Origin of the sequence: Legionella tucsonensis, from assembly GCF_001468035.1 — a bacterium.
Classification (GTDB): Bacteria; Pseudomonadota; Gammaproteobacteria; order Legionellales; family Legionellaceae; genus Legionella; species Legionella tucsonensis.
Genome location: NZ_LNZA01000001.1, coordinates 1,091,896 through 1,109,821, shown reverse-complemented (window position 1 = coordinate 1,109,821; position 17,926 = coordinate 1,091,896). Strand labels below are relative to the sequence as shown.

The window sequence follows — 17,926 nt, the reverse complement described above, 5'->3', positions numbered from 1 at the left end:
AAGAATATCTGCTATTCTTCATTGTTTGATGATTTAGCACTATTATTTTGAAGTATTTCTTTTGATAACTCATCACCTGCTTTAATATCCGCATCAGACAGTTTATTTTTTAGCATTTTAAGCTCTCTGGTTGCTTCGTCATTTTGATTCTGGGCAGCAATCTTAAATAAAGCATATGCTTTAATCCAATCTTTCTCTACACCCAGTCCTGCAAGATACATATAGCCTAACTTGGCCTGTCCAGCTGGATCTCCCTGTAAAGCAGATTTAGTAAACCAATACACGGCCTGTTCATAATCTTTTGCAATACCAGTTCCTGTAAGCAGCAACTGGCCTAATTCAGCTTGTGCTTCAGGTAATCCGCTTTGCGCTGCAGCCTGATACCAATAAGCTGCTTTTTGTGGATTTGCTTCCACTCCATATCCTTTAAGGTAATAATAAGCCAAATAAGCTTGTGCTTTGACGTGACCTTGATTCGCTGCTTGCGAAAACCAATAAAATGCTAATTTATCATCTTGAGCAATACCCTCTTGTTGTCCTGTATATAATAGGCCTAGGCTATACTCTGCTCTAACGTCACCCTGTTCCGCGGCTTTCTGATACCAATAAAAAGCTTTATTGACATCCTTTTTAGTCCCTTCTCCCATAATATACGCATAGGCGACATTTACTTGTGCCTTGCTGTACCCTTTTTTTGCGGATTTTTCGAACCATTCAAATGCAGTTTTTTTATTCGCTTTAACACCATCTCCTGACGTATACATCAAACCAATATTTCTTTCTGCAATTGCATTACCTTGTTTTGCTGATTTCATATACCATTTAAAAGCCTCGGGGAAATTTTGCGTAACCCCTTGCCCTAAATCATACATAAACCCCAGACTTAGTTGTGCTAAGACATTATTTTCATCTGCTGCTTTTTTGTACCAACTTAATGCCTCGGTATAATTTTTAGTTACCCCTTCCCCGTACTGAAACATTCGACCAAGTAAATACATTGCATCAACATTTCCATCCCTTGCTGATTTCATTAGATAAGGATAAGCAGTGGTATAATCTCCGTTTTGATATGCAGCGAAACCAACAATTTCATCACCTGCAAAAGCAGTATTCACTACCAGCAATGCTGCTAAAATCACCCTGCGCATGCCGAGACTCCAATTCGATCCTCTTACCTAAAGAGTAGAATAAAGAATCAACAAAGCAAGTACACCGTCTTGATTAAAAACACCATTATTTCCCTGCAACCATCATTTTTTCGATTAATACTGAACCACAACGTGTCGCAATATTTGGATTAATATCATTACCCACTGCAAGAATATTTTTAAACATATCTTTTAAATTTCCTGCAATTGTAATTTCATCAACAGGGTATTGGATTACACCATCTTCAACCCAATAACCACTGGCACCTCGCGAATAATCACCGGTTACACTATTTATTCCTTGCCCCATTAATTCAGTAACTAATAATCCCTTGTCCATAGTTTTTAATAAACCAGCCAGATCGCTTGCTGTAGGATCAATCGTTAAATTATGAACTCCATCAGCATTAGCAGTTGTTTTTAATCCCATCCTACGTGCAGAATAGCTGCCCAATACGTATTGTTTCACATAACCATTTTCAACAAGAAGATTTGGACGAGTTGGAACCCCTTCACTATCAAATGGTGAACTTCCCAAGGCACCTAACAAATGGGGCTGTTCATAAATACGAATAAACTCTGGAAAAACTTGTTGTCCTATAGAATCCAACAAGAAAGTATTTTTCCTATAAAGATTTGAACCGCTAATTGCATTGATAAAAGTTGAAAATAAACCACTGGAAATTCGTGATGAAAAAATAACCGGTGTTGTTTGTGTAGCAATTTGTTGTGCGCCTAAGCGACTTACAGCACGCTCAACAGCATTTTTGGCAATTACATGGAGATCGATTAAATCCTGTGGATTACGAACGGTTGTATAATCGTAATCCCGTTGCATTTCCTCACCATCCTTCGCTATTAAAGAACAACTTAAACCATGACGTGTGCTGTGAATAAATCCAGATCCACCATGCGTATTAGCAAATCCATGATGCGATTCATATGTAGATACATTTACTCCATCTGAATTAGAAATTCGTTTATCCAGCGATAATGCATAATTCTCACATTTTAAAGCCATTTCTATCGCTTGTTGGGGACTTATCTCCCATGGGTGAAATAAATCAAGATTGGGATGATTCTTGGACATTAACTCTTTATCAGCCAAGCCAAAGCATGGATCCTCTGCACTTACTCTTGCTATATCACAAGCAGCTTTAACCATAGCTTCCAAAGCAGCGGGTGAAGTATCAGTACTGCTTGCCCCACCTTTACGTTGACCAATATAAACAGTCAAACCAACACCTTTATCTTCACTAAATGCCACAGTTTCAACTTCTCCCATACGCACATCAACTGCAAACCCCTTATCGTTATTCACTGCTACCATGGCATTGGTTGCACCTTCTTTTTCTGCAAGTTCAAGCACCTCATTCATAAGGCGAGTTAAATCTATTGTTGACTTATGTACTTCAGTATTGTTATGTTGCGTTTTAATTTGCATAAGAGATTCCGTGGTATTGAATGATGTACATAAGGATACAATAACATGTCTTCACAAACCAATGATTATCCTGCAAACAAATCATATTTGTTCCGTTTATTATTTGTGCTTTGTTTTATATTCATCCCACTTCATTCCTATGCTGAGGGATATTGGCGAAAATTAAGTCCTGGTATTGAGTATCAAGATCTTGCTGGAGGAATACTTTCACCCTGGGCACATATTTATACATTTCGTATTGACCTCAATAAAAATAAACTTGCCTTGGTCAATGCAAAAAAATTATCACTAAAAAATGCCTCTGCGGATCAATTTGCTGAGCACAGCAAAGCACTTTTAAGTATTAATGGAGGATTTTTTGATCATGAATTTAACCCCCTTGGACTTAGAATTAATAATAAAAAATTGATTAATCCTTTAAAAAAAATTAGCTGGTGGGGGATTTTTTATATAAAAAATAATCAAGCATATATTTCCAGCTTAAAAAATTTTAATCATGATGTTGATATTGATTTCGCCATTCAAAGTGGGCCTCGATTGCTCATTAAAGGAAAAATTCCATCCCTTAAACCAGGTATTGCCGACCGCTCAGCCTTAGGAATCACTGAAGAGGGGAAAATAATTATTCTCGTTTCAACTAATACAGCAATGACTACCAACAAGCTTGCTCAGTTACTCAGATCCCCGCCTCTATCTTGTGTTGATGCAATCAATCTGGACGGCGGCAGCTCGAGTCAACTGTATGCTCGTATTGGTTCATTTCTATTAAATGTCCATGGCTTTTCTAATGTCAGTGATGCCATTATTGTGAAAAAAAGAGAAACTCGGTGAAAGTGAAGCCTTAATCTTTATAACCGACACATTTGCCCAAAGGTGCGATTAAGAGATAAGTGTAAGCAACAAATTTATTAAAATTCTAGGTTTCATATGGGCTAAGGCTCTCTTAATAGTCACTCTATATAATTATGAATATTTACTCATAAATATTCATATCTTATGCAGATAATAACTAAATCTGGAGCTCAATACCTATTAACAAAATATGCGACATTATTTAGTCTCTCAAAAGAAGATCGAAGGTATATTTTAATTCACAATATTTCTCAGGCTTTGCATGCAGTAAGAGATGGAGTAAAATCCAATCCCTCTATTGACGAACTTAAAAAAGACTTAGAGAAAGTTGAGTTTCGCCGTCAGTTTTCTAAGCTTTTTGGTGAAGATATCAAAGATATATTTTATGAATTGGTAGATGATTTATTCGATGATAATCTCGAAATAAAAGCCACTCACATTTTACCTTCCCTTCAAATGCAACAGACCAGGCGAAATGAAGATGCTGTAAATAGTATTACTGCAGGTGAAAACTTTAAATTCGCATTAGAACTTTTTTTACAATCTCCTGATCCAGAAAATAAAGAAAAGCTAATTAGTGCTTCGAGTACTATTTATAAAAGTGTTGTGCATGAGCAAGGTTTTGATGCCGATAATATCATCGCTAATCTAAATAAAATCATAAAACGTCTTGTAAAAGACACTCACATCAACGTTTATCAAAAAAATCTTTTAGAAACGCTGATTAAGGATTTAGGGAAAGCAGGAGTTATAATAAAAAAGGGAATGGCAGTTAATATAAGAGAAAATGAGGAAGAAAAAGATGTAAACGCATTTCATGCATTAAATCTTGTTTTCAGTGATTATCTTATACCTGATTTTAAGAGAAATAGCTTAAAAGAGATTACTCAAAATTTCTTAGATGAATTGGAGAAGCTTGAGAAGGCCGGTAATTTAATAGAACAAAAAAATTTGGAAAACAGTTTCTTTTTTAATAGTGAGGATACTAAAAATATTCGTGAAAGAAAGAGGATTATAGAAAATATATTCAACCTCTTTTCAGATGAAATAATTGATGCAGCCAAAGAAAAAGGATCCTTAAAAAATAATGAACAAGCTTTTGATTTTATTGGTAAATTATCTGAAAAAGAATGCGACATTGTAATATATAAATTAATGGACAATCTAAGGAAGTTAACCACTCAAGATAAAGACATTTTAAAAATACATTCTATCAATGATAAATGGATTTTTAATTGGTTTATGAAATTAGTAAAAGTAATTGAAGAGATATTTAATATTAAAACGACTTCAGAGGAACTTCTTGAAGAAATTGATTCCAAGATAAATGGATTGAATCCTTACATAACCTCTGATAACAGTCATTAGTTAAAATAAAAGTCAAGTAAGCTAAAGTTAGGCAACGTCCCTGAGTTTTTTTGTAACTTACCCAAACTACGACCGCTCATAAAAGCAATTGTGAATAAACCCACAACTTATCCACAAAATACTCCCATATTATTCTCTTGACCATCATAAAAAAACACATTATCTTGTTATTAATAACCCGGTGTAACCCAATATATTGGGTTTTCTGCTATAATCTAAATAATAGTGAATAAATTTAACTCGACTGTTAATAACAATAAAAACTGCGTGGAGGAAAAATGTCCGCAATTCTTGATCCGGTAAATGATGTGCCGCAAACCAGTCAACTGGAATTGACCGCTAATGCCCCTGGTTTATTAAAAACCATTAAGCGCAATGGTAAAGTAGTAAATTATGATGATACAAAAATTAAAATCGCAATTACTAAAGCATTCATTGCTGATGAAGGCGGTACAGCTTCCACTTCAGATCGTATTCATCAACAGATTGAAGAACTTACCCGTCAAATAACTCAAGTGTTTAAACGCCGCTTACCTAGTGGTGGTGCAGTTCATATTGAAGACATTCAGGATCAAGTAGAGTTGGCGCTCATGCGTAGTAGTCATTACAAAGTTGCTCGTGCTTATGTATTGTATCGAGAAGAGCATCGTAGAGCACGCGAAAATGAGTTAAAACAGCAAGCCAGTGATAATCAAATCTTGTTAATTACTATGCCTGATGGTGAATTAAAACCATTAGACACCGAACGTATGAACACGATTGTTCATGAAGCATGTCGTAATTTAGAGCATGTTCAGGCAGAGCCTGTCATTAAAGATGCAATGCGTAATCTTTACAATCAAGCGAAATTTGAAGACGTACATAAAGCAATAATTATGGCTGCACGTACACTGGTTGAAAAAGAACCAAACTATACTTATGTCAGTGCTCGTTTGTTGTTAGACAGTTTGCGTATGGAAGCATTGAATAAATTAGAGATTCAAGCAGACGCTACCTTTGATGAAATGAGTCAACTCTACCCCACTTACTTCAAAGTATATGTTGCTCATGGCATCAAACAGGGAATATTAGATGTAAAAATGGCTGACTTTGATTTGGAAAAGCTTGGCAAAGCACTATTACCTGAGCGTGATATGAAGTTTAGCTATTTAAGCTTACAAACCCTATATGATCGTTACTTCATTCATGATCATGGTACACGATATGAGTTGCCTCAGGCATTTTTCATGCGCGTTGCCATGGGTCTTGCCTTACGTGAAAAAGATAAAGATGAAAAAGCCATTGAGTTTTATCAATTGCTGTCTTCATTTGATTACATGTCATCAACACCTACTCTGTTTAACTCAGGTACTGTTAGACCGCAATTATCCAGTTGCTATTTAACCACTGTCCCAGATCATTTGGATGGGATTTACAGCGCAATTAAAGATAATGCCCTGCTCTCAAAATATGCTGGAGGTTTAGGTAATGACTGGACTCCAGTACGTGCTATGGGCTCTCATATCAAAGGCACTAATGGAAAGTCACAAGGTGTAGTTCCCTTCTTGAATGTTGCTGACGCCACTGCAGTTGCAGTAAACCAGGGAGGTAAGCGTAAAGGGGCTGTTTGTGCTTACCTGGAGTGCTGGCATAAAGACGTCGAAGAGTTCCTCGAATTAAGAAAAAATACTGGCGATGATCGACGCCGTACACACGATATGAATACTGCATTATGGATACCCGATTTATTTATGGTACGTGTACGTGAAAATGGTAATTGGACTTTATTCTCACCTGATGAAGTACCTGATTTACATGATCAATATGGCAAAGCGTTTGAAACACTCTATTGCGAATACGAAGAAAAAGCGCGACAAGGTCTCATCAAAAACGCAAAAACACTCTCTGCGGTCAAACTGTGGCGCAAAATGTTATCTATGCTTTTTGAAACCGGCCATCCTTGGATGACTTTTAAAGATCCATGTAATTTACGCTCACCACAACAACATGCTGGTGTAGTTCATAGTTCTAACTTGTGTACTGAGATTACACTCAACACTTCAGAAGAAGAAATCGCTGTATGTAATCTGGGTAGTGTTAATCTTCCTGCGCACATCAAAAAAGGCAAACTGGATACTGAAAAATTAAAACGCACCATTAGAACTGCGATTCGTATGTTGGATAACGTGATTGATATTAACTATTATTCAGTACCTCAAGCGCGTAACTCCAACTTGAAACACAGACCTATTGGTTTAGGCCTCATGGGCTTCCAGGATGCATTATATAAGTTAAAAATTGATTATGCTTCTCAAGAAGCAGTGGAGTTTGCTGATTCATCCATGGAGTTAATCAGCTATTATGCAATTGAAGCTTCTTGTGATTTGGCTAAAGAACGAGGCAGTTATTCCAGCTATGAAGGCTCTTTATGGAGTAAAGGCATACTGCCAATTGATTCAATTAATCTGTTACAACAAGCTCGTGATAAATATCTGGAACAAGACCGTTCACAACGCTTGGATTGGGAAAGCTTACGCATCAAAGTTCGTACACAAGGAATGCGTAACTCCAATGTGATGGCAATAGCACCTACCGCGACTATTTCTAATATTTGTGGTGTAGCTCAATCCATTGAACCTACGTACCAAAACTTATATGTCAAATCCAATTTGTCAGGCGAATTTACTGTGATTAATCCCTATTTAGTTTCTGATTTGAAAGCATTGAATCTTTGGGATGAAGTAATGGTCAATGATTTGAAATACTTTAATGGGAGCGTCCAACCAATCAGCCGCATTCCTGCTGAATTGAAAAAACGTTATGCAACTTCTTTTGAAATTGACCCAATTTGGTTAGTAGATGCTGCTTCTCGTCGTCAAAAATGGATCGATCAAGCACAATCACTTAACATCTATATGGCTCAACCATCTGGTAAGAAATTAGATCAACTCTATATGCATGCATGGACACGCGGACTAAAAACCACTTATTACTTACGCAGTTTAGGTGCGTCCAATGCCGAAAAATCTACTGTGACTGATGGAGCACTCAATGCAGTTAAAATAATAGCTGAGGAACCTAAGGCATGTTCCATACTCGATCCGGACTGCGAAGCTTGCCAATAATCAGGAGAATTTAAATGTCAGAAATCATACAACAACACGATATAATTCATCCTGGTGCAACAGGATATGAGCCCCTTGAAATGGGAGCTGCACGCATTCACGTTGATGATAAACGCATCATCAACTGTCGTGCCGACTTAAACCAACTGGTTCCTTTTAAATATAAGTGGGCTTGGGATAAATATTTAACTGCTTGTGCAAATCATTGGATGCCCAATGAAATCAATATGAGTGCTGACGTAGCTCTTTGGAAAGATCCAAATGGGCTTACAGAGGCCGAACGTTTGATAATCAAACGGAATTTAGGATTTTTCTCAACAGCAGATTCATTGGTTGCCAATAACCTAGTACTCGCTGTTTATCGACATATTACGAATCCTGAATGCAGACAATACTTGTTACGTCAGGCATTTGAAGAAGCGCTGCATACTCATGCTTACCAATACGTCATTGAGAGTTTGGGACTTGATGAAGCAGAAGTCTTTAATATGTATCGCGAGATCCCATCAGTAGCAACTAAAGCAGCCTGGGCATTACCTTTTACTCAAAGCTTAGGTGATGAAACATTCCATACAGGTACTGTAGAAAATGATCAGCGTTTATTGCGCGATTTAATTGCCTTCTATGTAATTTTTGAAGGAATCTTTTTCTATGTTGGGTTTACGCAAATTCTCTCTATGGGGCGTCGAAATAAAATGGTAGGAACTTCCGAGCAATTCCAATACATTTTACGTGATGAATCCATGCATATGAACTTTGGTATTGATGTCATCAACCAAATTAAAATTGAAAATCCGCATTTGTGGACGCCTGAATTTAAAGAAGAAATGATTCAACTCATTCACCAAGGCGTAGAACTGGAGTATCAATATGCTAAGGATACTATGCCTCAAGGCATTTTAGGAATGAACGCAGAAATGTTTGAAGAATACCTGCACTTCATAGCTAATCGTCGTTTAAACCAAATCGGCTTGCCAGAGCAGTATCCTGGTGCTGAAAATCCATTCCCGTGGATGAGTGAAATGATGGATTTGAAAAAAGAGAAAAACTTCTTTGAAACTCGCGTCATTGAATACCAAGCTGGCGGCACTCTAAGCTGGGATGATGATGAATAATAACTCTTCAATTCACATCGAGCTTCATTAAGGAACATTGGGTTAAGGAAATTCCCTAGCCCAGGTTCTAAATCAATTCTATCGAATTCTTTTTCTAAGTTGTCTTCTTTTTAAATTCATCAAGTGCCTTTTCGCTATATTTTCAAACAATCTCATTTTTGGAAAAACAATTTTTTAAAAAAGTACAAATAAAGATGATATTTTTCTTCCCTATAGTAGAATCTTAAAGCAGTCGAAATTCAATTTCGACTTTGATTTTAATACATTGTAATAATTAATCTGGTACAACACATGAGGTGACGTATGACCAAGAAAAAACAGGAAGATGATACCAATTATACTTTTTTACTCAGATGTATGACAGCACTCACTGCAGCTGCAATAGTCACGGCAGGAGTTATTGCTGCAGTAACGCTAAAATCTACAACCGCTACTGCAGCTGCAATAGCTACAAAAACCCTGCTTGCATCAGCTTTTATTTTTACACCGATACTTCCAATTGCACTCGTTGCTATCGGTCTTGTTTTTGTATTACCTTTTCTATTTGCTTGCAACAATAATACATATACTACTGTAAGAACTACCGCTACTCCTGGTTACAGCAGTTATGGCTTTTACTCTCCCGTTTATACTGCTGCTCCTTATGGACACTATGATACTGGTAGTACGGTATACGTAAATAATGATCACTCACATGGACATCCTACCTCCCACAGAACAGTACATATTCATGATGGCGGTCATATTCATGAACATGGCGGCAGTCGCAGTCACCAACATGGTCGCTTTTAATTAAACCACTTTCCCCCATTTGGGGGAAAACAAAATATCCCAAAGATCTTTGATTATACATGCTTATTTTTTATATAAATTCATATCAATGTGATTAAAAATTTTTTCTAAATAAATGTGCTATATTTATCAGGTGTCTTTACTTTGAACAAATATAAAGACTTTATGGGAAAATAAACAAGGAGGATGCACAAATGAAAAAAACACTACTCACGGCTTTACTCCTAACAGTTGCTACGGCAGCCTTAGCTGATAGCATGATCGTAACAGAAACCCAAACTTGGAAAAGTGTCCCCATTACTGTAGATACAACTGCTCATACTTATACTACTGTTGAAGGACCAGTGCCTACAGGTGATTTTTATTATACTTATCCTGGCTACCGCTGTTTAAAAGAGAAAAGAGAGATTGCTGGTGTTGATGCACTGATATTCCATGCTAGTATAGATGGTGGAAGCGTGATCTATTGTTATCCAGAGTAAATTCAAAAGTTACGCTGAATAATAGTATAACCTGGGTTCTCTACTTCACAGCATCCAGGTTATACAATACAGATCAAATGTGCCTAAGATTTTATTTATCTAATTTGATTGAGTTAATTGCATTAATTTCTGTAAAAAATCACCCATTTTGTCATTTTATAAAACCATTCCATTGACTTGACTGTCCCAAAGCATTTTGAAATGACTGTGTTCATTATTTACCAATTCGTTAAAAGTACCTTCTTCAATAATCATCCCCCCTTCCATGACTACAATTCGATCCATGTGCCGAATGGTAGACAGTCGATGAGCGATTGCGATGACCGTAGCATTATTTTGCTCCAACATGGCGTTAATTGATTGTTGAATTTCTTGCTCAGAAAGCGTATCAAGACTTGAGGTTGCCTCATCAAGAATAACAATTGATGTATTCTTTAAAAAGGCTCGTGCAATCGCAATGCGCTGACGCTGTCCCCCTGAAAGTTTCACCCCACGCTCACCAACCAGTGTATTATATTTTTCAGGAAGTGACTCAATGAACTCATCAATATTCGCCATCGCAGCTGCACGTTTAATCTCTTGCAGTGTTGCATTTTCTTTTGCATAACCAATATTCTCCCCAATAGAGCGATGGAAAAGCATAATATCTTGGGGAATAAGAGCTATTTGTTGGCGCAAAGAATCTGCAGTAATCTCTAAAATAGGTTTATCGTCAATTAAAATTTTTCCCTCAGTAGGCCTAAAGTTTTTTAATAGCAAGGAAACTAATGTCGATTTACCTGCTCCCGAATGGCCAACCAAACCAATTCTCTCACCAGGTTTGATAAGCAGATTAAGATTTTTAAATACAAAAGTTCCTGCATTATAGGTAAAAGAGAGCTTCTGGAATTCAATTTTACCCTTGGTAATCCGATATTCTTGTGCATGGGGTATATCCACCTCCTCATGGGGTATCGATAAGATACTAAAAGATGACTTGAAATCCCCCATTTCTTTTAAAAAAGTACAAAGACTACTCATGAGCGTCCATAAATCAAAAGAAATAGTAATGGCAGTCAGCATAACAAACAGAAAATCCCCAGTAGAAATCTTTCCGTGTGTACGCAGATATATCATAAATATAAAAACAACAATCAACATGAACCAGTACAGTACCGAGCCGATCATATTAAATTTAAAGTCATACCGATAAAGAGCAATTTGACTCGGCACAAAATCATCAGACATCAGCTCATTAACACGCCGATGTTCAGCGCGTCGTTTAGCGAAATAAAATAGAGAAAAAATATTGGTAATATTATCCGAAAAACTGCCTATGACTTGATGTTTACTCTCTGCCATATTATTAGAGAGCTGATTCAGTTTGATTGCCATAGGTAGCATAATTGTCATAACGAGCACGCACCAGGCGAGCATGAAACAAAAAACACTGAAATTGACCACCAACAAAACAAAAACAGAAACAGCAACCACACAAAAGTGCTTCCCTACAATGTGGTGGATATTAGAAAAAACACTGTCATAACCATCCAAAAGGCCTTTTAACTTACTAATTACCGTACCACTAGGCGTATTTTGAAAATAATTATAGGAATGATGTTGTACATAATTATAGGAATGATGTTGTACATAATTATAAGCAGAAGACAATAATCTTTGCCGCGCATAGGGCTCCGCCTTCCACTCTGCAAAATCACTAATTCGCCAAACAACATCCAACACAATTTGCGCGATGATAAATAATACAATAGGAAACACTAACGGTTGATATGAAGTGATTGTTTCACTGGAAAATGCATCGACCAGGAGTTTAAAAGAATAATTATTGGCAAAAATATAAAACGCAGTGAACACTGGTGCCTGAAGCATTAAGACATACCACCAACGATAAGGCTTAATGACCTGCCACAAAAAATTCCACACTGAAGGAAATGGATATTTTAAATCCGACGTGTTCATCACATCATACTGATCAAAATAAAAGGTCAACGAAGTATACCACAACAAGGCTAAAAAATGCTTATAATTAACCCATTTTCCATGAAAATTGAAAAATGAAAACCTTACGTTTACTACCATGGAAGTTGTTATTTTCCAATGATAACGGTAGACTTACGAGTCAATAAAAAGTCCCGGTGGCACAGCTGGATAGCGCAGCCCCCTCCTAAGGGGCAGGTCGGAGGTTCAAATCCTCTCCGGGACGCCAGTGAAATCAAAGAGTCACGAATTTTTATTTGGGGGCGAGTTTTAACTCCAAATGCGACAATCATTTTTAAATTGCTGTATAAACAATTCCTTAGGCATTTTAAATCCCAACCATTTTCTTAGGCATAGGTTCAATTAGATGGCTATACCAGATTATCAAACAATAATGCTGCCTTTATTAAAGCTTGTTAAACAACATGGCGATATTAGTCTTTCAAAAGCCACCACCATTATTGCAGAGCAATTCAATTTGACTGAACAAGAAAAAATTACAATCACAGCCTTGCTGTTTGCTGTTTTCCATTCTTGATTTATGCTCAACTATTGTTGTAACCACCTTCTTTTTGTTGCCAGTAAATTGAATTGTATCGAGTGCTTAAAAAGGACAGATGGAAAATACAGAGGATATGCCTACTTGGAAACAGTTTTATGAACTTGCGGCATAACTACGACCTGAATAAGGCCATCCTTAACCTTGTATAAAATTTTTTACACAACCAGGGCAATTACTGGAATTGTCTGAGTACAAGGACAAAAAATGAATTCAATGATTACACCAATTAGCTGATATTGTTTAGATTGCACCATGTGAATTAGTTGTGACTTAATCTCTCTTTTAGCTATGCTCTCTAAGTGACTCGAAATGAAGTGAGACCTAGGTTAAGGTCCTGAGGACAATTAAATTTATATCATTACGGTCTATCTTGTACATTAACTAACTTCTTTCATATAACAAATAGTTAAGAAGAAAATAGAAAATATTCTTTTATACAATAAAGCAAACCCCTCTTCGATGATTGCACTAAAGTAATGATTTCTTCTATCTCTTCTTGGAACTTTTCAAGTACATTTGGTAATTCTTGCGGGAAATATGTTTTTCTAAAGTGCGTCAGGTTAAAAATAAGCCACATAAAATCAATAGGTTATATGAAAACCCGATTATTGACGCTCTGCTGAAAATTCACAAAATTTTTTTTAAATTTTCCAAATCTTCAGCAAATTCATTTTCTAAAAAATCGGAAGGTTAGGTACATAGGCCCTATCTAAATGAGTAATGCAAGCTCTTAGTGTTACAGTAAACTACCAATTGATGTATAATTCGACAAATTTTTTACCAAAGGATATAAATTATGTTTTTAAAGCGATTCCCTGAAAATCCACTTATCAAAAAAATTAAAATTAGCGGCCCTTTTATTAGCGTTTATGTACCTGAAGCAGAATTAAATAATTTTCAAAAAAAATATGAAAAGCTATTAAACCAATACTCAGTTTTATCGATTGGCGAAGGATTAATGCACGATTTTGCTCATTATACTCATAACAAACACTTGTCGTTTCTTTTTGCAAAAAAATCAAGCCAAGAAAAAAGCGGACATTTCCATTTTATTTTACCTGCAACAGTCACTGAAATTAACTTAACAACATTTTTAAACTTTTTTGAAGATCAAGACTTAAATAAAGAACAAAAACAACAAGTTTTAAAAGAATTTAAGGAGCATTCCAATACGTTGACCCTAGAGACATTATTAGAGCAAATTAAGTCTTATAAGTATATCGTATCTGCGTTGTTACAAAAGGACCTTTACCTTTCAATAATGATGCCATTACTTACTGAGTGTGTTAGTAACTTGGAGGCTTATTCGAGTACAGATGACCCTGTTAATATATCTCCGTCGAGCATGATTAAGATAGGTGATCATCAAGTGTCTGCTCGTGATGCTTACAATAACTTTACTGCATTTTTAACTCATATAGGATTTTTATCTTCTTTCGAAGAGATCATTGAGCAATTGAAAAAAGGTGAGAAAGAAACCACACCTCAGACAATAAAGGAATTAAATGAACTCTTTAATTCTGCATCTACAACTCCATTCCCTAATTTTAATACATCACCTTATCTATTCAATGAATTGGTAGCACATTTTCCCTTTTTCGATGGGAATTTCAATAATCTATATGGAATGCTTAAACAACAATTAGCAAATCTATTAAAAACAGAAGGACTTATTTTTGCCCCACAAAAAATTAATCTTCCACCTGAGGATATTTCCTATAATCAAGCGATATTTTTCTTAAGTAAACAGGGAAATATTGGACTAAAAATCATGTATACTATGGCTCGCTTACAAGAAGGTAAAAGGAGTTCGAACCCTTATTGGATTAATAGTGGTACAAAACTTCAGGGTATAGTTGATGCTGTATTAAATCTTAAAGATAAAGAGAATAACCTAAAAGAAGTGGTTCAAAATTCCGAGTCCGAGCTTTACTTGGCGCTCAATAAACAACGACTTTTACCTTTAACTTTCTTAGGCAGTTTTGCTGTTAATAAATCAAAATCAATGATGAAAGTTGAAGAGGAAATTTCAAATTCACTCACATGCTGATAAACATATTGAAAGCTCGCGACCTGAAGGTGAAAAATGACGCAAAGCAATTCGAGTAAAACGCGCTGCGGATCCCCAAGAATTAGCTGGGGCTGTATTGCTACTTGCATCAAATGCATCAAGTTATATGACGGAACACTAAGAGTTGATGGCGGTTATGCTTGTCATGAAATTGTTTTACCTAAGGTGTAACCATGAAGCACAACCTTATTATCATTCCTGAATGAGGTGGTACGGAATTACTATGGAAACATCAAAGCACGCACCTTGATGATATCGCTGATATTACTGTCAAATATTTTCCTGACGCTGAAACCATAGAAAAAATGACAGAACAACTCCTTAAAGATGCACCAGAAAAATTTATTATCTGTGGACATTCTTTGGGTAGCTGGGCAGCACAACTCACTGCAATAAAAGCGTCTCATAGAGTCTCTCACTTAATTATTATGGGGAGTTGGGCAGGTGATTTAGATCAGGGGAAACGCAAATATTTTGAACAGTGGCAATATGAAATTGAAAATGACCGTCCTCAATGAAATCAATGTAACCAGTGTTTTCCCCTCTCGCAGCAATGACAGGACATTAATGAGTACTCTTGTTTAAGGACAAGCAAAATTTCCCAGGCAAGGATTTCTGAATCAAACTAAAGCAATGTTAAATAGTCAACCATTAACATTGCAACTTCATAAAATAGTATGCCCAACATTAATTCTTTATAGCAGACAAGATACTGCTTTTACTTTGCAAACAAAGCAATCAATGAAATCTGGCATTCCTTCAGCAAAGTTAGCAATTATTGAGGATTGTGGCATATGCCTCATGTTAAGCAACCGCAAGCAGTAACTGCATTATTGAAATTTTGGCTTGAAAACCAAGTGGAACAATAACTGTATTTCAGGTTGGGAATGCATTCTCTCCCCCCATATACTTGGTGCTCATTTCAAAGGAGAATCATCCGAGCTTAGTAAAGAGTACTCCACAGTCACTGACTCTAATTTTGCACCTCCCTTTTTGAGGTCATCCCCCTTGAAATGAAAAATTTTATAATTATTTTAAAAGATCTCTCGCAATAAATACGCAAAATGATGTAAAATTATCCATATTTTGATATATAGGGTTGTACTTTCTTGAAATCGATTGATATTGAAAAAAGCATACACGAATTAGAAGTACGAATGTCGGTAGTTGAAAAGATTAATGGCATCGTATCAGCGACAGCGCAAAAGCAATCTGAATCAATTAAAAACAAAAAAAATACGGATAAATCAATACATAAGCCTATGTCAGGTAATTGGTTAGGTTTTGTTGCTTCAGTTTGTTTTATTCTGGCAGCGTGCTTCATTGTTAAATTATCCATTGAATCTGGATGGTTAACTCATGAAAAGCAACTCGGAGTAGCTACATTATTTGGAATGGCTTTATTTACCGCAGGAATTGCAATTTCCAACTCAGATAGAATATATGCCTGCTTTTTACCCGCAGCTGGAGCAATAGTACTTTATTTTACCTGCTATGCCGCATATCAATATTATTTACTGATTTCATTTCAGACAGTCATTGCCACATCAACAATTATTTCAGGAGTTTCTATTTGGTTTTATTTACGGTTTAAACACGATATTTATGCGATTGTTGCTGCATTAGGCGCATATTTTGCTCCTATTGTTGCCGGTGTTGAAAATAATGCTATTTTTTCTTTATATTATTTCACTATTTGCTCTTTGAATTTTGCAACACTTGCTATTTGGGTGGAGTCTCGAACCTTAACTATGATTTCAGCTTACCTAGCAATATCAATCACAGCAATCGTTGGGCTAGAACTGAATCAAGATGTGTTAATCGCTACAGTACTTGCTCTTAATTTTCTTATTTATTCAATTGGCACTCTACTTTTTACACAATTAACTAAAAAACAGCTCACGGAGAAAGAGTCATGGAGTCTCTTCCCTGTCTTATTAATTTTCTATGCAATGGAGTATTATTATCTCAGTCGTATTGATAATACCCTGGCTTCTTGTGTTTCCTTAGTATCAGCAGCTCTTTTAGTTGGGCTCTATTGCTCAGCTAAAAAATGGTTTCCTGATCGTCGCTTTAACAGTCGTAATGTACTACTGACTTTTGTAACACTTGTCAGTTTCCACTCGATTTATCTTGGCCTTTTGCCGTTAAGTCTAAGACCATGGCTTTTTGCAGTAATTGTTTTTGCTTACACCCTCTTTCGTGAAAAAATTAAAGCGATTCAATGGAATATTTCATTCTTAATCCCATTTGTGGCGCTCTCTGCTATTTTGGGTATTGAATATCTAAGTATATTAGGCCACTTAGTGAACGGTAGTGGATTGTCTTGGTCTTTAGTGGCCGGGGCTTCTTTTGCCAGCATTTGGTATTTAATAATACAAAATCGCCAGGAATTATCTTATAGAGAGGAATATTATTATGCTTTACTAGCAGCTGCACATCTCCTTGCGATCATGAGTCTTTATCAACTGACCGCTGAATACAGTACCTTGGCTGTTTCTGCTTCCTGGCTTGCGTATGTTCTTATCATCCTGCGCGTTTCAACACTGCGCAATGATGTACTTATTGCAAAATCAGTGCTTATTGTTTTGTTCTTTGCTGCAGGAAAAGCGTTACTTTATGATGCATCATCAAGTCCAACAATTATTCGGACATTATCGCTTATCCTTACTGGGGTTGTTTTGTATGCTTCAGGGTTTGTCATAAGAAAAAAAACGAATTGGAGAAGTAAACTCATTAAGAGTAATTCTAAAATCACCACCGAAATAGATTTATAACCAATTGATTATAACCGTTTAATTAAAAAATGTAGTTAATTCATCAGGGTATAGTTCAGGGCAAAATCATACCATTTTAAACTCAATTTGAAGCCAGTTCATCATGCAAATTATGTCATTCCCGCGCAGGAGGGAATCCATTCCTCAACGTAGTACATCACTTTGTTTGTCAGATGGAGCCTCTTCTGATCAATTATGACACTACTTGGGTTATTAACAAACAAAGCATGTGTT

Annotated in this window: 14 protein-coding genes and 1 tRNA gene; 12 read left to right on the top strand and 3 right to left on the bottom strand. The window is 36.2% G+C overall.

What is annotated here, in order from left to right; genetic code table 11:
- Positions 1 to 11: 11 nt before the first annotated feature.
- Together Ltuc_RS04775 and pmbA are read right to left on the bottom strand one after the other, a co-directional pair.
- Positions 12 to 1,148, bottom strand: coding sequence for a tetratricopeptide repeat protein (locus Ltuc_RS04775; RefSeq protein ID WP_058520170.1), 1,137 nt, complete (start codon positions 1,146 to 1,148; stop codon positions 12 to 14).
- Positions 1,149 to 1,233: 85 nt separating this feature from the next.
- Complete coding sequence (gene pmbA / locus Ltuc_RS04770; RefSeq protein WP_058520169.1) at positions 1,234 to 2,592, bottom strand: metalloprotease PmbA; 1,359 nt, start codon at positions 2,590 to 2,592, stop codon at positions 1,234 to 1,236.
- A 45-nt stretch (positions 2,593 to 2,637) separates the two neighbouring features.
- On the opposite strand from pmbA, the gene Ltuc_RS04765 reads away from it, so the two are divergent.
- From Ltuc_RS04765 to Ltuc_RS04740, 6 genes are all read left to right on the top strand, one after another.
- Entirely contained in the window at positions 2,638 to 3,423 is a 786-nt protein-coding gene (locus Ltuc_RS04765) for a phosphodiester glycosidase family protein (protein WP_058520168.1), read from the top strand.
- A 165-nt stretch (positions 3,424 to 3,588) separates the two neighbouring features.
- On the top strand, positions 3,589 to 4,812 hold the full coding sequence (locus Ltuc_RS04760; RefSeq protein WP_058520167.1) for a hypothetical protein: 1,224 nt from the start codon (positions 3,589 to 3,591) through the stop codon (positions 4,810 to 4,812).
- A 278-nt stretch (positions 4,813 to 5,090) separates the two neighbouring features.
- Positions 5,091 to 7,916, top strand: coding sequence for a ribonucleoside-diphosphate reductase subunit alpha (locus Ltuc_RS04755; protein WP_058520166.1), 2,826 nt, complete (start codon positions 5,091 to 5,093; stop codon positions 7,914 to 7,916).
- A 14-nt stretch (positions 7,917 to 7,930) separates the two neighbouring features.
- Entirely contained in the window at positions 7,931 to 9,031 is a 1,101-nt protein-coding gene (locus Ltuc_RS04750; RefSeq protein WP_058520165.1) for a ribonucleotide-diphosphate reductase subunit beta, read from the top strand.
- Positions 9,032 to 9,334: 303 nt separating this feature from the next.
- The gene (locus Ltuc_RS04745) at positions 9,335 to 9,823 is read left to right on the top strand and encodes a hypothetical protein (RefSeq protein WP_058520164.1); all 489 of its coding nucleotides are present in this window, start codon (positions 9,335 to 9,337) and stop codon (positions 9,821 to 9,823) included.
- 194 nt (positions 9,824 to 10,017) lie between these two features.
- Positions 10,018 to 10,305 (top strand): hypothetical protein, encoded by a 288-nt coding sequence (locus tag Ltuc_RS04740; RefSeq protein WP_058520163.1) that lies wholly within the window; start codon positions 10,018 to 10,020, stop codon positions 10,303 to 10,305.
- A 156-nt stretch (positions 10,306 to 10,461) separates the two neighbouring features.
- Here the strand turns inward: Ltuc_RS04740 and Ltuc_RS04735 are convergent, their stop codons facing one another.
- Positions 10,462 to 12,264 (bottom strand): ABC transporter ATP-binding protein, encoded by a 1,803-nt coding sequence (locus Ltuc_RS04735; protein WP_058521606.1) that lies wholly within the window; start codon positions 12,262 to 12,264, stop codon positions 10,462 to 10,464.
- A gap of 170 nt (positions 12,265 to 12,434) precedes the next feature.
- Here Ltuc_RS04735 and Ltuc_RS04730 point away from each other — a divergent pair.
- The 6 genes from Ltuc_RS04730 to Ltuc_RS04710 all read left to right on the top strand — a co-directional run bounded on the left by Ltuc_RS04730 (position 12,435) and on the right by Ltuc_RS04710 (position 17,692).
- Positions 12,435 to 12,511 (top strand) — tRNA-Arg (locus tag Ltuc_RS04730).
- A gap of 138 nt (positions 12,512 to 12,649) precedes the next feature.
- Positions 12,650 to 12,820, top strand: a complete 171-nt coding sequence (locus Ltuc_RS15280; RefSeq protein ID WP_157064599.1) for a hypothetical protein — start codon at positions 12,650 to 12,652, stop codon at positions 12,818 to 12,820.
- 820 nt (positions 12,821 to 13,640) lie between these two features.
- Positions 13,641 to 14,894: a hypothetical protein gene (locus Ltuc_RS04725; RefSeq protein ID WP_058520162.1), complete on the top strand. Its 1,254-nt coding sequence runs from the start codon at positions 13,641 to 13,643 to the stop codon at positions 14,892 to 14,894.
- 36 nt (positions 14,895 to 14,930) lie between these two features.
- Positions 14,931 to 15,086 (top strand): hypothetical protein, encoded by a 156-nt coding sequence (locus Ltuc_RS15450; protein WP_202972326.1) that lies wholly within the window; start codon positions 14,931 to 14,933, stop codon positions 15,084 to 15,086.
- 134 nt (positions 15,087 to 15,220) lie between these two features.
- Positions 15,221 to 15,433 (top strand): alpha/beta fold hydrolase, encoded by a 213-nt coding sequence (locus tag Ltuc_RS04720; RefSeq protein ID WP_058520161.1) that lies wholly within the window; start codon positions 15,221 to 15,223, stop codon positions 15,431 to 15,433.
- 591 nt (positions 15,434 to 16,024) lie between these two features.
- Positions 16,025 to 17,692, top strand: coding sequence for a DUF2339 domain-containing protein (locus Ltuc_RS04710; RefSeq protein WP_058520159.1), 1,668 nt, complete (start codon positions 16,025 to 16,027; stop codon positions 17,690 to 17,692).
- Positions 17,693 to 17,926 lie beyond the last annotated feature (234 nt).